Genomic DNA, 19,149 nt, shown 5'->3' with positions numbered 1-19,149 from the left:
CCCCCGTGAGCGGAGTTGAGCAACTCCATTCAGCTCGTGGCCATTCTGCACCCCTGTTCTGTTGACTCTCCGGTGTCACAGTGGTGCTGTCCGTGATCGCTCGACGCGAGGAGTACGCATGCACGCGCGCGCAGTTGCCGTCACGACCACCGCGCTCCTGGGGGTCGCCCTGCTGACGCCGCTCTCCCACGCCCAGGACGCCGACGACGACGGACCCACGGTCGTCGCCCACAGGGGCGCTTCCGGGTACGCGCCGGAGAACACGCTGGCCGCCGTCGACAAGGCGGCCGAGCTGGGCATCCGCTGGGTCGAGAACGACGTCCAGCGCACCAGGGACGGCGAACTCGTCGTCCTCCACGACGACAGCCTGCGGCGCACGACCGATGTGGAAGAGGTCTTCCCCGACCGGTCGCCCTGGAAGGTGAAGGACTTCACCGCCGCGGAGATCGCGAGGCTGGACGCGGGGAGTTGGTTCGGCTCCGAGTACGCGGGCGCGCGCGTGCCGACGCTGGAGCAGTACGTGGACCGCGTGGAGCACAACCACCAGAAACTGCTGCTGGAGCTGAAGAACCCGCAGCTGTACCCGGGCATCGAGCAGGAGACCCTCAAGGTGCTCGCCAACGAGGGCTGGCTCGACCGGCGCCATGTGGCGGGCCGGCTGGTGGTGCAGAGCTTCAGCGCGGACAGCATCCGGACCGTGCACGCGCTCAAGCCGGCCGTCAAGACCGGTTTCCTCGGCACGCCCCCCGTTTCGGACCTGCCCGAGTACGCCGAGTTCACCGACCAGATCAATCCCTCGCACGGCTCCCTCTCCCTGAGCTACGTCTCCTCCGTCCACGCCTTCGAAGGGCCGCACGGCAGGCCGATGGAGGTCCTCACCTGGACGGTCGACGACGCGGACACCGCCCGTCGGGTCGCCGGGTACGAGGTCGACGGCATCATCACCAACAAGCCCGACGTGGTGCGGGACGCCGTGGACGACGAGGACGAGGACGAGGACTCGTCCGGCCGGTGACCCCGTGACGCCGGGACGGCGGCGGAGGTGACCGCCTCCGCCGCCCGTCCGGGCGTTGTCAGTGGCCCGCCGTACCGTGGACGCATGGACAGCCATGGGCAGTACGAGCAGCGGGTCGTGTGGACCGTCGTCGGCACCGACATCGGTCCGCTCCTGCTGGCCGCCACCCGCGACGGCCTGGTCAACGTCGTGTTCCACGCCACCGACACCGCACGGGACCGCGCGCTCGCGAGGCTCCGGGAGCGGCTGGGCAGCGAGCCCGTCGAGGCACCCCGCTCCCCCTTGCTGACCGAGGCGATACGGCAGGTGAGGGCGTATTTCACGGGCGGGCGCCGCGCCTTCGACCTGCCCCTGGACTGGTCGCTGATCTCCGGATTCAACCGTGAGGTGCTGCGTGAGCTGGCCACCGGCGTCCCCTACGGCTCTGTTGTCGGCTACGGCGACCTCGCCGACCGGGTGGGCCGGCCGGGCGGCGCCCAGGCGGTGGGCATGGCCATGGGCGCCAATCCGCTGCCGGTCGTGGTGCCGTGCCACCGGGTCGTCGAGAGCGACGGTGGCATCGGGGGTTTCGGGGGCGGCGTGGACACCAAGCGGCGGCTGCTCGCACTGGAGGGCGTGCTGCCCGAGCCGCTGTTCTGACGGTCCGGCCGCCCCGGGGCGGCGAGGGGCTACTCGTAGTGCCGCGCCTCGAAGATGTTGCCGTCCGGGTCGGCGAAGTAGAAGCTGCGCCGGGCCATACCGCGTGCCCCGTAGGCGTCGTACGAGAGTTCCGAGACCGGGACGCCCCGCTCCTGGAGGCGGCTGCGCAGGGCGTCGAAGTCGTGCGGCGACAGCGACAGGCAGACGTGGTTCACGGGGTGGCCCGCACTGCCTTCGGCGCCGGGGACCATCCGCATGCGTTCGGCCAGGGTGTACGGCGCGAGGTCGAGGATGGTCTCCTCGTTGAGGCGCACGGAGGGGAAGCTCACGGTTCCCGCGGCGTACTCCGTGACCCTCAGGGGCTCCGTCCCCAGGGTCTTCTCGTAGAAGTCGGCAGCGGCGAGCGGGTCGCGCACCCAGAGGACGACGTGGTCGAGGCGTGCCGTGTTGATCGTCATGTGTCTCAGGCTCGGGGTCCGCCGCAAGGGCCGCAAGAGGCGGTCCGGACATCCCGGGCGCGCGTCTCCCGCACGTACGGCCCGGGTCGCCCCCGTGCCCGGCACGGCTCTCCTGCCCGTCCGGCGCGGTCCCGGGCCCGCGGAGGGTTTGGCCCGCTCCCGCGCCCGCCAGAGATGAGGGAGAACCGACGGACAGGAGGCACACGCGTGACGCTGGTGATGTCGGAAGAGGTACGGACGGCGGTCGAGGCGCGTCGCCCGGTGGTGGCCCTGGAGTCCACGATCATCGCGCACGGCCTGCCGCGCCCGCGCAATCTGCACGTGGCGCGGGAGCTGGAGGAGGCGGTACGGCGGGAGGGCGCCGTACCGGCGACGATCGCCGTGCTGGACGGGCGCCCTCACGTCGGCCTGGACAAGGAGCAGCTGGAGCGCGTCGCGAACGAGGACGGCATCCGCAAGCTGGGACACCGGGATCTGCCGCTCGCCGTGGCGACCGGAGCGAGCGGCGCCACCACCGTGTCGGCGACCGCTCGCCTGGCGGCGCTGGCAGGCGTCCGGGTGTTCGCGACCGGCGGGCTCGGCGGCGTGCACCGGGAGTGGACCGTGACGCAGGACGAGTCGGCCGATCTCGGTCTGCTGGCCCGCACCCGGATCACGGTGGTCTGCGCGGGCGTGAAGTCCCTCCTGGACGTGCCGGCGACCCTGCAACGGCTGGAGACACTGGGCGTCGCGGTGGCCGGGTACGGGACGGACCGCTTCCCCGGCTTCTACCTCACCGACTCGGGACATCCGGTGGACTGGACCCTGACCACCCCGGAGCAGGTGGCGGCGGTCATGCGGGCCCAGGACACGCTCGACGGACCGCCGTCCGCGCTGGTGCTGGCCAACCCCGTCCCCGAGGAGGAGCAGCTCGATCCCGCGCTGCACGCGCGCGTACTGGCCGACGCGCTGCACGCGTGCGAGGAGGAGGGCGTCACGGGCCAGGCCGTGACGCCGTTCCTGCTCGACCACCTGGTGCGGCACACCGACGGCGCCTCGCTGACAGCCAATCTGGCGGCGGTGCGCGGGAACGTACGGCTGGCGGCACGCGTCGCGGCGGCCTGGGCCGAGGCATGACCGCGGGGCCGGACGGTGCGCTGCTGGTCGTCGGAGACGTCATCACGGACGTCGTCGCCCGGCACCGGGGGCCGCTGGCCGTCGGCACGGACACGGCCGCCTCGATCCGCCGGCTGCCCGGCGGGGCGGGCGCCAACGTGGCCTGCTGGGCCGCGTACGGCGGGTGCGGGGACGTACGGCTGCTGGGGCGGGTGGGCGCCGACGCGGCGGCCTGGCACGAGCGCGAACTGGTGGCCCACGGCGTGCGCCCCTTCCTGGCCGTCGACGCTCAGGCGCCGACGGGGACGGTGATCTGCCTGGTCGACACGGGCGACTCGGCCGAACGGACGTTCCTGACCGACAGCGGGGCGTCGCTGCGGATCGGGCCCGCCGACTGGTCGGACACGCTGCTCGACGGCGTCGCCCGACTCCACCTGTCGGGCTATCTCCTGTTCTCGGAACCGAGCCGCGCCCTGGTGCGGGTCGCCCTGGCCGCGGCCCGCGCGCGTGGGGTGCCGGTCAGCCTGGACCCGGCGTCGGCGGGGTTCCTCGCCGGACTGGGCGTCGACCGTTTCCTGGATCTGGTCGAGGGGGTGGACGTCCTGCTGCCCAGCCGTGACGAGGCGTGCCTGCTCACCGGGCTGCCCGACGCGGCGGACGCGGCGGTGAAGCTGAGCCGGCACGTGCCGCTGGTGATCGTCAAGCAGGGGGCCTCGGGAGCCCTGGTGGCCCGCTCCGGAACCGTCCGCGCGCGTGTCCCCGCCGCCTCGGCGTCGCCGCGGGACAGCACCGGCGCCGGTGACGCCTTCACCGGAGCGTTTCTCGCCGCGTCGCTCAGGGGCGCGCGGCCCGAGGAGGCGGCGGCCGCGGGCTGCCGGGCGGGGGCCACGGCGGTCGGACAGGTGGGCGCGAGACCGCCGGGGAGTCCGGCGCGGCCGGCTGACTGACGGCCTGGGCCGGGGGCCGAGGGGCGAGGGCTGGGAAGTACGAGGGCCGGGAGGTACGAGGGGCGGGAGGTACGAGGGGCGGGAGGTACGAGGGCCGGCCCAGGAGGCGCAGCGCGGAGAGGGGCGAGAGGCGGGGAGTCGGGGGTGTGACGGGAGGTGCGGGGAGGGCGCGGGCCTTCGGGCAGTGGGCCCCCGGGCCGTGGTCCCCGGGTGGTGGGGCGCGGGTGCCGGCCCCGGCCCCGCCGCCTACGCCTTGCGGCCCCACGCCGAGATCATCGGAGCGGTGGCGAGGTCCATGTCCCCGGACGCGACGTTCGCGAGGTGACGGTCGATGTCCTCGTGGGTGGCCACCCCGGCGGCGACCAGCTGGTCGCGGACCTGACGTACCGTCGCGGACTCGAGAGCGGCGCACGCGGGTGAGGTGACCGGGAAGTAGGCATCGGCCTCCACTCGGCGCAGCCCCGCCTCCCGGAGCAGCCGAGGGAGCCGTCGGCCGTAGGTGAGGTCGGCGCCGCGACGGGTCAGCAACTGGCGGAAGCCGTGCCGGAGCCGGTTGGCCAGCTGCTGCTCGGGACCGTGCTCGTCGGGGCAGAGCAGGGGCTGCAGCGCGGGGTCGGCGTCCTCGACCAGGAGGCGGCCGCCCGGACGCAGGGCCCTGACCATCGACCGCAGCGCCCTTTCCCGGTCCGGGACATGGACGAGGACCAGCCGGGCGTGCACGAGGTCGAAGCCGTCCCCCGGCGGCTCCTCCTCGCCCACGTCGTGCACCCGCACCTCGACCGGAGGCCGGCCGGCCGGGGCGACCCGCGAGGTGTCGATGTCGGTCGCGAGGACCTTTCCGGTCGGCCCCACCCTCTTGGCCAGCCAGGACACCACGGACGTGCCTCCGGCTCCGACCTCCCAGCAGCGCCAGCCGGGCCCGACGCCGAGTGTCTGCAGATGCCGGAACGTCGTGGGGTCGAAGAGGGCGGCGAAGGCCTCGAAGCGCTCCGCCGCCTCGGTCCGCTGGTTGTCGAGGAGGTATCCGTCGGTTCGCGTCATGCCGCGATCATCCCAGTTGTCCGGCTTGCCGGAAGTGGTCGACGCTCCGGGGCCGCCGGTGGGCGGTCCGAACGGACCGTCCACCGGCGGGAACCAAGCGGAACGCTCGCTACCCACAGGCTTGCCCGCCCTTCCCGCCGGACTGGCAGACTGGCACGCCAGGGCGCGAGAAGCACGGCGCGAGAGGACTCACTCGGGGGAGACACGGATGACGATGGCAGGGAATCTACGGAAGGTCACCGACCTGGGAAGGGCCGGCGGCCTGCGCAGGGTGGCACGGCTGGCCCGGCGGCGCCCCCGCGTGGACCTGAGCCACCCCGCCCGCTCCCCGCTGGGTTCCTCGGTGGTGAACTGCGTGACCTACCGGGACGGCGTCCGCACTCCCGAGGGCGGTGATCCGATCAGTGCGATCAGGCGGATGCGCGAGCGGGGAACCGGTTTCGTCTGGCTCGGTCTGCACGAGCCGACGGATCAGGAGTTCTCGGGTGTCGCGGAGCTCTTCGACCTCCATCCGCTGGCGGTCGAGGACGCGATCGAGGCCCATCAGCGTCCGAAGGTGGAGCGGTACGGCGAGACGCTGTTCGCGGTGTTCAAGACGGTCTGCTACGTGGAGCACGAGGAGCTCACGGCCACGAGCGAGGTGGTGAGCACCGGCGAGATCATGGTGTTCGTCGGCCAGGACTTCGTGATCACCGTGCGCCACGGGCGGCACGGCTCGCTGGGGCCGCTGCGGGAAGGACTCGAGTCCGATCCCGCTCAGCTCCGCAAGGGGCCGTCGGCGGTCCTGCACGCGATCGCGGACCACGTCGTGGACGACTTCCTGAGCGTGATCGAGTCGGTCCAGTCGGACATCGACCACGTGGAGACGGAGGTGTTCGCCGAGCACGGCGCGCGGGTCGATCCGGGGCGGATCTACCAGCTCAAGCGTGAACTCCTCGAGCTGCGGCGGGCCGTGGTACCGCTCGGCCGGCCCCTGGAGGAGCTGGCGACGCGGCCGACCCGCGTGGTCGAGCCGGAGATACAGGCCTACTTCCGTGACGTCGCCGATCATCTGCTGCGGGCCACGGAGCAGCTCGCGGCGTTCGACGAACTGCTCAACTCCATCCTCCAGGCGCACCTCGCCCGCGTGACGGTCGCGCAGAACGAGGACATGCGGAAGATCACCGCCTGGGCCGCGATCATCGCCGTGCCCACGATGGTCTGCGGGGTGTACGGCATGAACTTCGACCACATGCCGGAACTGCGCTGGCGGTACGGCTACGGCTTGGTGATCGGCGTGATAGCGCTCGCCTGTCTGGCACTGCACCGGGGTTTCAGGCGTAACGGCTGGCTCTGAGGACGGACGGCCGGGGGCGCGAGGCCGAGAAGGCCGCACTCTCACGCGCACGCCGACACGGGCTCCCGCACGTCACGGCACGTCACGTCACGTCACGTCACGTCACGTCACGTCACGTCACGTCACGGCCGATCGTGTCGTCCAGCGGGCGGATCAGCCGTTCCACGCCGGATGCCGTGGATCGTCGGCACGGACCAGGACGTCGGCGGTGCGGGAGGGGTCGGTCTCCTCCTCGTAGCGCTCGAAGGCGGGCAGGGTCCAGTGGTCGCTCTCGGGGGTGCGGCGGCGCAGGGCGCCCGGCCCGAGGAGGAGGTGGACGCTCAGATCGAGGGGGAACCAGTGGCGCAGCAGGAAGGGCCCGTGCAGCAGCAGCACACCGCCGGGCGGGAGGTGGACGTAGGGGCTGCGGGTGGCGCGGTCGGCGACCGGGTCCCACAGGTCGGGCAGGACCCGCCCGTCGCCTTCGGGCCCGAGCGGGTCGAAGACCTCGCGCCAGAGGGCGCCGGTGTCGTACCAGCCGCCGTAATAGGACTCGACGTCATGGTGCCCGTACTCCAGGCGGAGCGAGGCGGGGCGCAGGAAGCCCTCGGTGCCGACGACGAGGGAGGGGCGGCCGCGTACGCGCAGCGCTTCGCGGACCCGCTCGGCGAGGTCTCCGGGGCGGGCTGCCGGGGCGCCGTCGAGGGCGACGCGCGGCCGGGCACCGCCGTCGGCGGGCTCGACGTCGAGCAGGCGCTCGGCGAGCCGGTCGCCGAGCCTCTCCCAGGTGATCGCTTCCAGTCGCACCCGACCATGATGCGTCAGCCGTCAGAACGCACTCCGGACATCCCCCCGGGCATCCCCCTGGACATCCCTCCCGACCCCCCTTCCAGCCATCCTCCCGACCCCCCTCTCAGCCATCCTCCCGACCGCCCACTCAGCCGCCCTCCGGGCCGCTCGTCTGGACGCTCGCGTATGCGTCCGCGCCGATCGGCCATGGTCACCGTGCCCGTACGAGGGTTGACTCGGGCTGGTCGACGGCCGATGGTGCCGGGCGGGCATCGACTCGACGGGTGGGAGCTGACTGGACGTGATCGACGGACCGTACTTCGTGCTGACGGTGCTGGGCGTGCTCGGGACCGGTCTGACGGCGGGCGCCTTCTGTGCGTTCTCGACGTTCGTCATGCGAGGGCTGGCCTCGCTGCCGCCCGCGCAGGGTGTCGCGGCGATGAACGCGGTCAACACGGCCGCGGTGCGGCCGGCCTTCATGCTCGTGTTCCTCGGCACGGCGGTGCTGGCCGCGGTGATCGCCGTGGTGACGTTCGTGCTGTGGCCGGAGGGGGCCGCGGTGGAACTGCTGCTGGGCAGCGCCCTGTACCTGTTCGGGTCGTTCGGGGTGACGGCGGCCGCCAATGTGCCGCGCAACACCGCGTTGCTCCGGCTGGAGCCGGGCACCGCCGAGGCGGCCGGGCGGTGGCCCGCGTACGTGCGCGAGTGGACGGCGTGGAACCACGTCCGCACGGTCGCCTCGGCCGCGGCGGCGCTGGCGTACCTGCTCGCCCTCACCTGACGGGAACGGCCGGGCCCTGCCCGGGAGGGCCGGCACCGCCGGGCCCGCGGCACCCGGGAGAGGACCCGTCCGGCGCCCTGCGCGCGGGACCGGGGGGACGTATCGTGACCGGAAGAGCGCCGCCCGCCGACGCCCGGCCAGTCACTCCCCACGCAAGGACGACGGCCATGGCCGATCCCAAGGGTTTCCTCACCACACCCCGCGAGGAGTGGCCCCGCAGGCCGGCCGAGGAGCGGGTCCGGGACTGGGACGAGGTGTACGTCCCGGGGGCGCTGCTGCCGATCGTCGGCGCGCAGGCCGACCGCTGCATGGACTGCGGCGTCCCCTTCTGCCACGAGGCCTGCCCACTCGGCAACCTGATCCCGGACTGGAACGACCTGGTCGCCCGGTCGGACTGGCGGGCGGCGAGCGAGCGGCTGCACGCCACGAACAACTTCCCGGAGTTCACCGGCCGGTTGTGTCCCGCGCCGTGCGAGGCGGGCTGTGTGCTCGCCATCAACCAGCCGGCCGTCACCATCAAGAATGTCGAGTGCGCGATCGCGGACCGGGCGTGGGAGGAGGGGCTCACCCCGCCGTGCCCGCCGGAGCGGCTGTCCGGGAGGACGGTGGCGGTGATCGGCTCGGGGCCCACCGGGCTCGCGGCGGCACAGCAGTTGACCCGGGCCGGGCACACGGTCGCCGTCTACGAGCGGGACGACCGGGTCGGCGGGCTGATGCGGTACGGCATCCCCGAGTTCAAGATGGAGAAGCGCCACCTGGAGCGGCGCGTCGACCAGATGCGGGCCGAGGGGACGAGGTTCCGCACGTCGGTGACGGTGGGGCGGGACGTGGACGCCGCCGGGCTGCGCGCCCGCTACGACGCGGTGGTGGTCGCCACCGGCGCGACCGCGTGGCGCGAACTGGCCGTGCCGGGCCGGGAGCTGGCCGGGGTCCATCAGGCGATGGAGTACCTGCCACTGGCCAACCGGGTGTGCGAGGGCGACATGGAGCGCTCCCCGCTGTCCGCCGCCGGGAAGCACGTCGTCATCGTCGGGGGTGGCGACACGGGCGCGGACTGTCTCGGCACCGCGGTACGGGAGGGGGCCGCGTCCGTGACCCAGCTGGACATCTACGCGCGGCCGGGTGCGGAGCGGGACGAGGAGGCCGAGCCGTGGCCGACGTATCCGCGGCTGTACCGGCTCTCGGCCGCGCACGAGGAGGCACGTGACCTGCGGTCCGCGCCCGCGGCCGACGCGGACGCGCGGCTCTTCGCGGCGTCCACGCTGCGCCTCACCGGCGACGCGGACGGGCATGTGCGGTCGCTGCACCTGGTCGGGGTGGACGCCGGGCGCCGTCCGCTGCCCGGCACCGCGCGGTCCCTCCCCGCCGACCTGGTCCTTCTCGCGCTGGGCTTCAGCGGGCCGGACCGGAGGGACGGGCTGATCGACAGGCTGGGGCTGGCGCTGGAGCCGCGGGGCACACTCGCCCGGGACCGGGGCTTCGCGACCAACGTCCCCGGGGTGTTCGCCGCCGGGGACGCGGCGCGCGGGCAGTCGCTCATCGTGTGGGCGATCGCGGAGGGGCGGGCGGTGGCGGCGGCCGTCGACCGCCATCTGTCCGGCGGCGGTACGCGGCTGCCGTCACCGGTCGGCCCGTACGACCGGCCGATGACGGCCTGACCGGGTGACGGCCACTCGGCCGGGCCCCGAGGTGTTGAGTTCTTTCCGATGGGCAGTGATCGACCAGGTGTCAGACAGCTCAAGCAGCTTAAGAACAAACATCAAGGCAGTGCGCGGCTCAGGACAGCAGGAAGTCCGCCTCTCCCGCCTTCGCTCCCTCGATGAAGGCGGTCATCTCGGCGGAGGTGTAGATCAGGGCCGGACCGTCGGGGTCGGTGGACTGACGCACCGCGATCCGGCCGTCGGCGAGCTTCATCGCCTCCAGGCAATTGCCCCCGTTCCCGCCGCTCCACGGCTTGTGCCAGCCCTCGTTGCCCAGGTCACGGGCGGGCATGCCGTTGTAGATCCGCTCACCGCGGGTCCGTGGCGAGCGCTGGGGCTCGATGCGATTCATTCACAGCTCCTTGCGGAGATCCCGGAGGATCTCCTTCGTGCGATGTGCCGTGGCGGCCTGCGCCGCCATGCGGTCCATGACCTCGAGGTGGGTCGCCACCTCGGGGCGCGCGTCGAGGTAGACGGCGCCGGTCAGGTACTCGCTGTAGACCATGTCCGGCAGTTCCGGCATGGCGAATCGGAACAGCACGAAGGGCCCGTACGTGCCGGGATGCGGCCCGTTGGAGAACGGGGCGATCTGGAGCGTCACATTGGACAGCTTCGTGGCGTCGAGCAGCCTGTCGATCTGGGCACGCATCACCTCCGGGCCCCCGACGGGGCGCCGCAGCGCGGTCTCGTCCATCACGACCCACAGCCGGGGCGCGTCCTCGCGGGTGAGCAGTTCCTGGCGTCGCATGCGCAGATCGACGTGGCGCTCGATGTCGTCGGGCCGGGTCTGCCCGATGGCGCCCGAGCGGAGCACACCCCGCGCGTAGTCCTCGGTCTGCAGGAGCCCGGGGACGAAGTGGGGCTCGTAGGAGCGGATCAGGGCCGCCGCGCCCTCCAGGCTGACGTACATGGAGAACCAGCTCGGCAGGATGTCGTGGAAGCGCTGCCACCATCCGGGCCTGTTGGCGTCCTCGGCGAGCCGGACGAAGGCCTCGGCCTCCTCGTCGTCGATGCCGTACGCCTTCAGCAGGAGCTGGAGGTAAGGGATCTTGAGGGCGACCTCCGCCATCTCCATCCGTCGGACCGTCGCGGGAGCGACACGCAGGATGCGGGCGGCCTCCTCCCGCTTGAGACCGGCGCGTTCCCGAAGGTCCAGCAGGCGCCGGCCGAGAACGACCTGGCCGACCGTCGGCGCGGACCGAGGCTCGCTCACCGCCCACCTCCTGGAGAGACCTGTACATGCCGAAGCGTCCATGTGCGGACAGCCCGGCGGCGCCATTCGAAGACCCGTTCGAAAGCCTGTGCAGGCCTCCGGTGATCTGAAGTGGCGCCGCTCGACGTGCTGTTGCGAGCAGTGTGCCACGGCCGTCCAGACCGTCACACAGCACTCTGCATTTTTCAGAGTGACACTTGCCAAGTGTTCACGGCGGGGCGATAGTGGCAAGCGTGATTCCGTCCGCGCCCTTAGGAACAGACGCCACCGCGGGCTCCCTGGGCCTCGGTGCCGCCATGGGAGCCGGCCCCGCGGGGGCTGCCGCCGCCGAGCGCCGGTTCCGTTTCGAGCTGGCCGCACATCCGGGTTCGCCCGCGCAGGCGAGACGCCTGACCCGCGCCCGGCTGAACGGCTGGTCGGTGTGCGAGGACACCTGCGACACCGCGGCTCTGGTCGTCTCCGAGCTGGTGACCAACGCGATCGTGCACACGGCGAGCAGACACATAGTGTGCGAGCTGCACGACGGGGCCGAACTGGTCCGCATAGCCGTGCGGGACGAGGGGTGCGCCCCTGGTCAGCCACATCCGGCGGCCGATCAGCAGCCCGACGACGAGCACGGCAGGGGGCTGCTCCTCGTGGACGCCCTGTGCGACGCCTGGGGCGCCCACGAGCACGGCCCCGGACTACTGGTCTGGGCCGAGCTGCCGCGCAAGGCGGACGCCCCGCGCGATCCCTCGGAACCCCGCAACGACCTGGGCTGGGGCGCCCGTCCGAAGCCCGGCCCCGCCGACGACACGGACGACGACGGCGAGGCGGAGGGACGCCACCTCCCGGCGCGCCGTGGAACGGGGACCGCATGACCATGAGCGCCGCGTCCGGCATCCGGCCGCTCGGCCTGGACACCCTGGTCCGCCTCCAACGCGGACTGCGCTCCCCGGGGACGCCCCGGCGGCTGCCCGTACCGGACGGCATGACGGCGCCGCTGGGCTGCGACGCGGTGGCGGTACCCGCCCGCTTCGGCCCCCTCGTCCTGCCCCGGCTGCCACGCGTGGGGTGCGTGTACGCCGATGACGCGCACTGGTGGTGGATCGTCCCGTCCGACTCCGACTACGCCCTGGAATGGCCCGCGCCCGCGCGCTACGCCACCGGCGCGGTCGTCCCGGACACCCCGGGCGTGCCCGGCCTCATCCACCGTCCGGACGGCACGGTCCCCTACACCCCGCCCATCCCCCTCTACCTGGCCCTGTGCCGGCTGACGAACACGACACCGACGTGGTCACGCCAGGTGAACGCGTAGGCGCGGTGAACGCGTAGGTTCGGTGGCAGGCGTAGGCGCCCGAGCGCCCTCCGGCCCGTCCCGCTCCCCGGCGCCACCCCGCGCGCCCCCTCGCGGCCTGCTCCGGCCGCGCGTGCACCGGCGCGCTCCGCCCTCCCCCGCCCGCGCCCTGCCCGCGGGCACCCCTCCCCGGTGATAGTGGCCGTCCGTCCACGAGCGGGGGAGGCAGACGGTGCGCAGGAAGGACGGCACGGACGGCACGGAACCGGCGGGGGTGTCTGAGTCGGAACGGCTGCTGTTCGGCGGCCCGCTGCGTTACGACATGGGCTGGAACCAGCACGCCGACGCTTTCCTGGAGCTGGGCTTCCGGGCGATGCTGACCCGGCTGCCGTCCCTGCTGGCGTCCAGCCTCCGGCTCGCCCGGCAGGCCGACCCGCGGGCCGCCCGGACCGTCCTGGCGGCCGAGGTGGGCAGGGGCCTGGCGCAGGCCGTCAGTCTCCTCGCGGTGAACAGTGTGCTGGCCGGACTGATGGCCGCCGGGCCGATCGGGGAACGCCTGCGCGGTGCCGTCCCGGCACTGGTCACCGTGGCCGTCGTGATGCTCGTCGCCGCCCTGCTGCGGGCGGCCTCGACGTACGCGACCGGGCGGCTGGAACCCAAGGTGGAGCGGGTGGCCACCGAGCGGTACCTGGAGCGGGCGGCGGCCGTGGAGCTGTCGGCGATCGAGGACCACGCCTTCCACAAGCTCCTGGACACCGCCCAGTACGGCGCCGCCTCCGCACGACGCATGATCATGTACGGCACGCGCGTGGTGAACGCGCTGATCTCGCTGATCGCCGCGGCCGGGGTCCTGACCGTGCTGCACCCGGCGCTGCTGCCGCTACTGGTGACGATGACCCTGCCGAGCGCCTGGAGCGCGCTGACCCTCGCCCGTCGCCGGTACGAGTCGTTCCACGCCTGGGTGCAGCACGAGCGCGCGGGGCGGCTGCTGGGCAGTCTGCTCATCGAGCCCGCCGCGGCCCCCGAGATCCGGGTGCACGGAGTGAGCCCCTTCCTCCTGCGGCACTTTCGCGCGATGTCGGAGACCGCCGAGGCGGAACAGGCCAGGCTGGCCCGGCTGGCGGCCCGTACGGGACTGATCGCGGCGGCCTGGACGGGGCTGGCGACGGCGGCGACGTACGCGACGCTCGGCGGGCTGCTCCTGGGCGGCGCGATGGCCCTGTCGGTGGCGGGTACGGCCGTCATCGCGATCCGCACCGGCTCGCAGAGTCTGGGCACCCTCGTCGTGGAGATGAACGCGCTCCACGAGGAGGCCCTGTTCGTCGGTGACCTGCAGCGTCTGCACGTGGAGGCCGCGGGCCGGGCCATTCCCGCGGGCGGTGTCGCGCTGCCGCGGGACCCGAAGGAGATCCGGTTCGAGAACGTCACGTTCCGCTACCCGGGTGACGCCGCCCGTCCCGCGCTCGACGACGTGACGCTCTCGCTGCCGCTGGGCCGCATCGTGGCGCTCGTCGGCGAGAACGGCTCGGGCAAGACGACCCTGGTCAAACTGCTCGCCGGGCTGTACACGCCGGACCGGGGCCGGATCACCTGGGACGGCGTGGACGCGGCGACGGCGGACCGGCACGCGCTCGCCGAACGCGTCGCCATGGTGGCGCAGGACTTCAAGCGCTGGCCGTTCACCGCGCGGGTGAACGTCGCGGTGGGCCGCTCCTCGCTACCGCTCGGCGACGACCGCGTGGCCGACGCGGTCGCCGAGGCGGGGGCCGAGGAGGTGGTCGCGGACCTCCCGCGCGGCCTGGACACGCTGCTGGCCCGCAACTTCAGCGGCGGCCACGAGCTGTCCGGCGGCCAGTGGCAGCGCATCGGGATCGCCCGCGCGGCGTACCGGCAGGGCCGCATCCTCATCGTGGACGAGCCGACGGCGGCCCTGGACGCCCGCGCCGAGCTGGAGGTGTTCGAGAAGATCCGGGCCCTGGCCGGCAGCGGGCAGACCGTCGTGCTGATCACCCACCGGCTGGCGTCCGTGCGCCACGCCGACCTGGTGCACGTCCTCGACCAGGGCCGGCTCGTGGAGTCCGGGACTCCGGACGAGCTGCTGGCCACCGGCGGCGTCTACGCGGAGCTGTACTCCCTGCAGGCGGAGCAGTTCGCCGGGGCGCCGGTGCCCGCCCCGAAGACGGGCTGACAGGACGCGGTCCGCGGGTCAGGCGGCCGCGTCACCCGCTGCGTCACCGGCGCGGACGACGACCAGGAACATGTCCGTGGCGAGGTCCATGACGACCTCGGCGGGCAGGCCCTCCAGACGCCGCGCGTTGGCGAACTCCTCCGCCGGCCAGGATCCACGCGGTCCGCCGGCGGGAAAGCGTTCGAGCACCGTTCGCCCGTTCACCCTGCACCTCCATGTAGCGCTGCACTCGTAGAGTTAAACGCCAACCATGGAGCCAAAGCCTCGCGCGGTGGTGGTACTGAGACATAGTTGACACTCGTTCACCGCAAAGGGTGAGCTTCGCCTCGCCCGTTCGGACCTGTTCGCCACGGACCGTGTCAGTACTCGTACTCGTCGTGATAACGGATCCGCTCACTTCCCGCAGGGGCCCCCAGGGCCGACGCGCGTCCCTCCGGTTTCTCCCACGGCTCCTGCCGGCCGAGGGCGGTCAGGTCGAGCAGGCTGGTGGTCGAGCCGAGCCCGTCGAGGCCGCGCTCGTACGTCGAGTAGGTGTGGAAGACCCGGTCGCGGTCGCGCAGGAAGCAGCTGAGCCCCGGCCGCTCCACCAGCTCGCCCTCGTGTTCGAGGGTCACCTCGAAGTCGGTGTTGAAGTCGCTGACGTACGACGAGTACCAGGGCAGCGTCCAGCCCATCCGCGCCTTGAACGGGAGGATCTTCGGGTAGGGCGCCCGGGAGACGGCGGCGAACGACGTGCCGCGTGCCCTCAGGTGCGCGAGGTGCCCTATCTGGTCGAGGAAGGCGGAGCAGCTGCGGCAGCCCGCGTCCCACTCGGGGGCGAACATGAAGTGGTAAACGACGAGCTGATCGCGTCCCTCGAAGAGATCGAGCAGCGTGGCCTTGCCGTCGCCGCCCTCGAACAGGTACTCCTTGTCGACCTCCACCATCGGCAGCCCGCGGCGCTCGGCGTTGAGCGCGTCACGCGCGCGGGTGGCCGCCTTCTCCTTGACGAGCAGCGCCTCGCGCGCCGCGCGCCAGTCCGCGCGGGTGACGATCTCGGGCAACGACATGCGATCCAGCTCCTCCTGTGCGACACAGCACGGTCCCTCGCGGGTGGTGACCGCCAGGGGGAGCGGAACTCATCGCGGCTCGGCAAGATTTTTTCCAGAAGGGCGCCACAAAGCCGCTGACCTGGGCGTTCAGGTGTCGTACCGCTGGATGCGCCGACCGTGTCCGCGGTCCGTCAGGCCGGGCAGCCGCTCCCCCAGCTCCCGCACCACCGCGGGGACGTCGAGGGTGAGCAGTTCGCGGTCCCGCATGAGGACCCGCCCGTCGACGATCGTCGTGCGTACGTCGGCGGACCGCGCGCTGTGCACGAGGGTCGCGGCGAGGTCGTGCACGGGCTGGGTGTGCGGCCCCGTGAGGTCGACGAGGACGAGGTCGGCCCGGCGCCCGGGCGCGATGCGGCCGACCGTGTCCCCCAGGCCGACCGCGCGGGCGCTCTGCAGCGTGGCGTGGTGCAGGGCCTGGCGGGAGGTGAGCCAGCGGGGGTCGCCCTCAGCCGACTTCTGGATCAGGGACGTGAGCGCCATCGACTCCCACACGTCGAGGGAGTTGTTGGAGGCCGCCCCGTCGGTGGCGAGCCCCACGGGGATGCCGATGTCGCGCAGGGCGCGCACGGGCGTGGTGGTGGGCCAGGCGAACTTGAGGTAGCCGCGGGGCGCGGTCGCCACGGCCGTACGACCGCCCGCGCGCGCGAGGAGCGGCAGATCGTCCTCGGTGATGCCGGTGCCGTGGGCGATGAGCACGTCGGTGTCGAGGACGCCGGTGCGCTCCAGGATCCCGATCGGCGTGGCCCCGTGCCGGGCGAGGCTGGTGTCGGTCTGCTCGCGGTTCTCGGCGGCGTGGAGGTGCACGGGCAGCCCGTGGTCGCGGGCGAGCCGGGCGGTGGCGGCGAGGTCGGCCTCGGTCACGGTGTAGGGCGCGTGCGGGGCGAGGGCGGTCGTGATCCGGCCGCCCGCGCTGTCGCGGTGCCGGAGCGCGAACTCCAGCGAAGCCCGGCGCCCTTCGGGGCCCTGCGAGGAGAAGTACGCCTGCCCCAGCAGCGCCCGCATCCCGCATGCGGCGACCACGTCGGCGACCGTGTCCATGGCGAAGTAGTGGTCCGCGAAACACGTCACGCCCGCGCGGATCATCTCGGCGCAGGCGAGCCGGGCGCCCAGTTCCACGTCCCGCTCGGTGAGGTTGGACTCGACGGGCCAGACGACGTCGTTGAACCACTCCTCGGTGGGCAGGTCCTCGGCGAGCCCCCGCAGGGCGACCATCGGCGCGTGCGTGTGGCAGTTGATCAGGCCGGGCAGCGCGACCTGTCCGCGCGCGTCGATGCGGTCGGCGGCGGCGAGGTCCTCCACGGCGGCGGCCGACGTCACCGCGGCGACGGCTCCGTCCCGTACGACGACGGCGGCGTCCTCCTCGAAACCGATCCGTTCCCCGTCGTCGTGCACGAGGACGGTGCAGCCGGTGATGACGAGGTCGGCGGGCCGCTCCGTGGGCTTCTCGGGGGAAGAAGGAGTCATCCCGCCAACGTACGGTGCCGGCCCACGCGTGCGCGGCGCTGCGCGAGTTCCTCCCGCAGCGCGGCGAGCCGTTCGGTGTGGCGGGGCGTGAGCCGGCCGGAGTCGTCGAGGTGCACGGCGCACGCCGTGGTGGTGTCGACGAGCCGTTCGAGGACTCCGGCGACCTCGTCCGCGCCCGCGGAGTACCGGGCGAGGGCGGGCAGTTCGGCGCCTGCCAGGGCGCTGGCGGCGCGGGCCTCGGCGAGGGTGCGGTAGGCCTCGCGGCGCAGCCTCCAGCGGGCGGCGCGGTCCTCGGACCCGTTCAGTACGTGGGCGAGGTAGGCGTGTGCCGCGGCGTCGGCGGCGTCGATCCGGGCGCGGACCCCGCCGCCCCGCTGCCCCGGCACCGGCAGGTGCCCGACGACCAGCACGATCGCGCAGGCCAGGAGCGTCTCCCCGATACGGCTGGCGGAGGCCTGGGGTTCGCCGCCCACCATGACCAGGGCGAGGACGAGGACGGTGACGACCGCGGTCTGGGCGGCGAAGTGCCGCGCGGCGACCGGCACCAGCGCACCGCACACGGCGACGAGCACGACGAGCCCTTCCGGCCGGGGCAGCACGGCCGCGAAGCCGGCGAACAGGAGCGCCCCGAGGACGGTCCCGGCCGCCCTGCACAGGACCCGGGACACGAGCGGGCCGAGGTCGGGTTTCACGAGGAAGACGGCGGTGGCCGGCAGCCAGTACCAGTGCGCGTGGGACCCGTGCCAGTGCCCGTGGTGCAGCACCTGGGCGACGGCGGCACTGGCGCCGAAGCACAGGCCGACGCGCAGCCCGTACTCCCGTCCGCCGGCGCCGAGCGCGGTGCGGGCCAGGGAGACGACCGTCCGCCCTCGGGTGTGCAGGTCCCGGCCCCCGCCCCGGTCGAATGCCTCCGCCGCGTGCAGGAGGGCGTCGTCGAGCGCGCGCAGGGCGGGCTCCGTGCGGGAGGGCGCGGGCAGGGGTCCCGCGGGAACGCCGCCGCGGACGGCCGCGGCCAGCCGTCGGGGCCCCTCGGCCGCGCGCGCGGGGACGGCCTTCCCCGCCCAGGCGAGCGCGGTCGCGGCCTCGCCGAGGGGCAGGGCGGCGGCGTACTGGGCGTGCAGCCGCCGTTCGGCCGCCGACGAGGCGCAGCGCCGCAGCCGGGGCCCGGCGAGCGCGTCCTGCGCGTGGTCGAGGGCGGCGGTGAGCGCGGCCCGGCGGACGACGGCGTGCTCGGTGCCGGCCGCGTCCAGGAGCGCCGCGACGGCGTCGTACACGTCGGCGACGGCGGCCCGCTCCCCGTCGAAGCGGAAGTCGAGGCGGGAGTCCCCGGTCAGCGAACCGGGCGTGGGCAGGGCCAGACGCAGCGCGAGCAGCCATCCCGCACCGGCGAGGAAGGCCAGGCCCCTCTGCCACCCGGGGTCGGGCAACGGCATCCCGGCCCCGACGGCGGTGGCGACCAGCAACTGCGTCCCCGCCCCGGACGCCACGGTGCCGGCGGCGCTGACCCCGCCGGCGATCAGCCCGAGCCCGGTCAGCACCAAGGTCAGCGGCACGGCACCGAGATGCTGTCCGGCGTACGTCCCGACGAGCAGTCCGGCGGCGCCCGCGAGCGCGGGTACGCCGATCCGCCGCACGGAGGTACGGCGGCTGCCCGGCCGGTCGTTGATGCCGGCCAGCATCGCGGCGATGGCGGCGACGACTCCCAGGGAGGCCCGGCCGGCGAGCAGGGCGGCGCACAGCAGCGGTCCGCCGGCCAACGCGCCCCGGGTCACCGCGCTCCAGGGCACGGGTCCGCGCTGGGCACGCAGGGCGTGGGCGAGCCAGGGCGGGAGAGGGAGGCCGGCGCGGCGGGCGAGGTGGGCGGGGCGGGACACGTGACGCGGGCTCCTGTCGTCCGGTCGAGGGCGGGGGTGAGCCTTCGGGCGACGGTGGCCGGGCTGTGGGGGTGCGGTGCGCTTCCCACGTTAAGGGGTGTTGTCGAAGGAGCGGGGACGGGCGTGTTTCGGCGAGGTGACAGCAGGCCGGAACAGCGCGTTCCTCATCCGCGCGATCCAGACGTGTGAGGCCGGAGGCGTGCGAGGCAGGCGGCCTGCGAGACCGGCGGCCTGCGAGACCGGCGGCGTGCGCGGCAGGGCGC

19 protein-coding genes are annotated in these 19,149 nt (G+C 73.5%); 10 read left to right on the top strand and 9 right to left on the bottom strand.

The features are described from left to right. Window positions 1-118: 118 nt before the first annotated feature. Both ACFIF2_RS12065 and ACFIF2_RS12060 read left to right on the top strand, forming a co-directional pair. Window positions 119-1,015 (top strand): glycerophosphodiester phosphodiesterase, encoded by an 897-nt coding sequence (locus ACFIF2_RS12065; protein ID WP_395572583.1) that lies wholly within the window; start codon window positions 119-121, stop codon window positions 1,013-1,015. An 84-nt stretch (window positions 1,016-1,099) separates the two neighbouring features. After that, on the top strand, window positions 1,100-1,654 hold the full coding sequence (locus ACFIF2_RS12060; RefSeq protein ID WP_395572582.1) for a methylated-DNA--[protein]-cysteine S-methyltransferase: 555 nt from the start codon (window positions 1,100-1,102) through the stop codon (window positions 1,652-1,654). A gap of 29 nt (window positions 1,655-1,683) precedes the next feature. Here ACFIF2_RS12060 and ACFIF2_RS12055 read toward each other — a convergent pair whose 3' ends face one another. After that, window positions 1,684-2,112, bottom strand: coding sequence for a VOC family protein (locus ACFIF2_RS12055; protein ID WP_395572581.1), 429 nt, complete (start codon window positions 2,110-2,112; stop codon window positions 1,684-1,686). A gap of 207 nt (window positions 2,113-2,319) precedes the next feature. Between ACFIF2_RS12055 and ACFIF2_RS12050 the strand changes: the two genes are divergently transcribed. Further along, window positions 2,320-3,228 carry a pseudouridine-5'-phosphate glycosidase gene (locus ACFIF2_RS12050; protein ID WP_395572580.1) on the top strand — a complete coding sequence of 303 codons (909 nt, stop codon included), beginning with the start codon at window positions 2,320-2,322 and terminating at the stop codon, window positions 3,226-3,228. After that, complete coding sequence (locus ACFIF2_RS12045) at window positions 3,225-4,154, top strand: carbohydrate kinase family protein (protein ID WP_395572579.1); 930 nt, start codon at window positions 3,225-3,227, stop codon at window positions 4,152-4,154. Before ACFIF2_RS12050 ends, ACFIF2_RS12045 begins: the two co-directional genes overlap by 4 nt. Window positions 4,155-4,400: 246 nt before the next feature. Here ACFIF2_RS12045 and ACFIF2_RS12040 read toward each other — a convergent pair whose 3' ends face one another. After that, window positions 4,401-5,195 carry a methyltransferase domain-containing protein gene (locus tag ACFIF2_RS12040; RefSeq protein WP_395572578.1) on the bottom strand — a complete coding sequence of 265 codons (795 nt, stop codon included), beginning with the start codon at window positions 5,193-5,195 and terminating at the stop codon, window positions 4,401-4,403. Between the two features lie 208 nt (window positions 5,196-5,403). On the opposite strand from ACFIF2_RS12040, the gene ACFIF2_RS12035 reads away from it, so the two are divergent. After that, a complete protein-coding gene (locus ACFIF2_RS12035; protein ID WP_395572577.1) occupies window positions 5,404-6,531 on the top strand; it encodes a magnesium and cobalt transport protein CorA in 1,128 nt (375 codons plus the stop codon). Between the two features lie 153 nt (window positions 6,532-6,684). Here ACFIF2_RS12035 and ACFIF2_RS12030 read toward each other — a convergent pair whose 3' ends face one another. Next, window positions 6,685-7,317 carry a uridine kinase gene (locus ACFIF2_RS12030; RefSeq protein WP_395572576.1) on the bottom strand — a complete coding sequence of 211 codons (633 nt, stop codon included), beginning with the start codon at window positions 7,315-7,317 and terminating at the stop codon, window positions 6,685-6,687. A gap of 283 nt (window positions 7,318-7,600) precedes the next feature. Here ACFIF2_RS12030 and ACFIF2_RS12025 point away from each other — a divergent pair, with 283 nt between their 5' ends. Further along, a complete protein-coding gene (locus ACFIF2_RS12025; protein WP_395572575.1) occupies window positions 7,601-8,080 on the top strand; it encodes a DUF1772 domain-containing protein in 480 nt (159 codons plus the stop codon). A gap of 167 nt (window positions 8,081-8,247) precedes the next feature. Then, on the top strand, window positions 8,248-9,738 hold the full coding sequence (locus tag ACFIF2_RS12020; protein WP_395572574.1) for a glutamate synthase subunit beta: 1,491 nt from the start codon (window positions 8,248-8,250) through the stop codon (window positions 9,736-9,738). Window positions 9,739-9,856: 118 nt separating this feature from the next. Here the strand turns inward: ACFIF2_RS12020 and ACFIF2_RS12015 are convergent, their stop codons facing one another. Both ACFIF2_RS12015 and ACFIF2_RS12010 read right to left on the bottom strand, forming a co-directional pair. Further along, the gene (locus tag ACFIF2_RS12015; protein ID WP_395572573.1) at window positions 9,857-10,132 is read right to left on the bottom strand and encodes a DUF397 domain-containing protein; all 276 of its coding nucleotides are present in this window, start codon (window positions 10,130-10,132) and stop codon (window positions 9,857-9,859) included. After that, entirely contained in the window at window positions 10,133-10,993 is an 861-nt protein-coding gene (locus tag ACFIF2_RS12010) for a helix-turn-helix transcriptional regulator (RefSeq protein ID WP_395572572.1), read from the bottom strand. A 224-nt stretch (window positions 10,994-11,217) separates the two neighbouring features. Between ACFIF2_RS12010 and ACFIF2_RS12005 the strand changes: the two genes are divergently transcribed. From ACFIF2_RS12005 to ACFIF2_RS11995, 3 genes are all read left to right on the top strand, one after another. Next, the gene (locus ACFIF2_RS12005; RefSeq protein ID WP_395572571.1) at window positions 11,218-11,853 is read left to right on the top strand and encodes an ATP-binding protein; all 636 of its coding nucleotides are present in this window, start codon (window positions 11,218-11,220) and stop codon (window positions 11,851-11,853) included. Further along, a complete protein-coding gene (locus tag ACFIF2_RS12000; protein ID WP_395572570.1) occupies window positions 11,850-12,290 on the top strand; it encodes a hypothetical protein in 441 nt (146 codons plus the stop codon). Before ACFIF2_RS12005 ends, ACFIF2_RS12000 begins: the two co-directional genes overlap by 4 nt. Window positions 12,291-12,591: 301 nt before the next feature. Beyond that, complete coding sequence (locus tag ACFIF2_RS11995; RefSeq protein WP_395572742.1) at window positions 12,592-14,457, top strand: ABC transporter ATP-binding protein; 1,866 nt, start codon at window positions 12,592-12,594, stop codon at window positions 14,455-14,457. 18 nt (window positions 14,458-14,475) lie between these two features. On the opposite strand, the gene ACFIF2_RS11990 is transcribed toward ACFIF2_RS11995, so the two are convergent. From ACFIF2_RS11990 to ACFIF2_RS11975, 4 genes are all read right to left on the bottom strand, one after another. Next, window positions 14,476-14,661 carry a hypothetical protein gene (locus tag ACFIF2_RS11990; RefSeq protein WP_395572569.1) on the bottom strand — a complete coding sequence of 62 codons (186 nt, stop codon included), beginning with the start codon at window positions 14,659-14,661 and terminating at the stop codon, window positions 14,476-14,478. 155 nt (window positions 14,662-14,816) lie between these two features. Beyond that, window positions 14,817-15,506, bottom strand: coding sequence for a DUF899 domain-containing protein (locus ACFIF2_RS11985; RefSeq protein WP_395572568.1), 690 nt, complete (start codon window positions 15,504-15,506; stop codon window positions 14,817-14,819). Window positions 15,507-15,635: 129 nt separating this feature from the next. After that, complete coding sequence (locus ACFIF2_RS11980; protein WP_395572567.1) at window positions 15,636-17,012, bottom strand: amidohydrolase; 1,377 nt, start codon at window positions 17,010-17,012, stop codon at window positions 15,636-15,638. Further along, on the bottom strand, window positions 17,009-18,886 hold the full coding sequence (locus tag ACFIF2_RS11975) for an FUSC family protein (RefSeq protein WP_395572566.1): 1,878 nt from the start codon (window positions 18,884-18,886) through the stop codon (window positions 17,009-17,011). The genes ACFIF2_RS11980 and ACFIF2_RS11975 overlap by 4 nt, the downstream gene beginning before the upstream one ends. Between the last annotated feature and the right edge of the window lie 263 nt (window positions 18,887-19,149).

The organism is Streptomyces sp. BK79 (assembly GCF_044142145.1).
GTDB lineage: Bacteria > Actinomycetota > Actinomycetes > Streptomycetales > Streptomycetaceae > Streptomyces.
This window is presented reverse-complemented; position numbering and strand designations above follow the sequence as displayed.

Excerpts from the sequence above, each read along its gene's own strand:
- ACFIF2_RS12060 (WP_395572582.1), top strand. The coding sequence starts at position 1,100 with ATGGACAGCCATGGGCAGTACGAGCAGCGGGTCGTGTGGACCGTCGTC.
- ACFIF2_RS12020 (WP_395572574.1), top strand. The coding sequence starts at position 8,248 with ATGGCCGATCCCAAGGGTTTCCTCACCACACCCCGCGAGGAGTGGCCC.
- ACFIF2_RS12065 (WP_395572583.1), top strand. The coding sequence starts at position 119 with ATGCACGCGCGCGCAGTTGCCGTCACGACCACCGCGCTCCTGGGGGTC.
- ACFIF2_RS12055 (WP_395572581.1), bottom strand. The coding sequence starts at position 2,112 with ATGACGATCAACACGGCACGCCTCGACCACGTCGTCCTCTGGGTGCGC.
- ACFIF2_RS12035 (WP_395572577.1), top strand. The coding sequence starts at position 5,404 with ATGACGATGGCAGGGAATCTACGGAAGGTCACCGACCTGGGAAGGGCC.
- ACFIF2_RS11985 (WP_395572568.1), bottom strand. The coding sequence starts at position 15,506 with ATGTCGTTGCCCGAGATCGTCACCCGCGCGGACTGGCGCGCGGCGCGC.
- ACFIF2_RS12015 (WP_395572573.1), bottom strand. The coding sequence starts at position 10,132 with ATGAATCGCATCGAGCCCCAGCGCTCGCCACGGACCCGCGGTGAGCGG.
- ACFIF2_RS12040 (WP_395572578.1), bottom strand. The coding sequence starts at position 5,195 with ATGACGCGAACCGACGGATACCTCCTCGACAACCAGCGGACCGAGGCG.
- ACFIF2_RS12000 (WP_395572570.1), top strand. The coding sequence starts at position 11,850 with ATGACCATGAGCGCCGCGTCCGGCATCCGGCCGCTCGGCCTGGACACC.
- ACFIF2_RS11980 (WP_395572567.1), bottom strand. The coding sequence starts at position 17,012 with ATGACTCCTTCTTCCCCCGAGAAGCCCACGGAGCGGCCCGCCGACCTC.
- ACFIF2_RS12045 (WP_395572579.1), top strand. The coding sequence starts at position 3,225 with ATGACCGCGGGGCCGGACGGTGCGCTGCTGGTCGTCGGAGACGTCATC.
- ACFIF2_RS11995 (WP_395572742.1), top strand. The coding sequence starts at position 12,592 with ATGGGCTGGAACCAGCACGCCGACGCTTTCCTGGAGCTGGGCTTCCGG.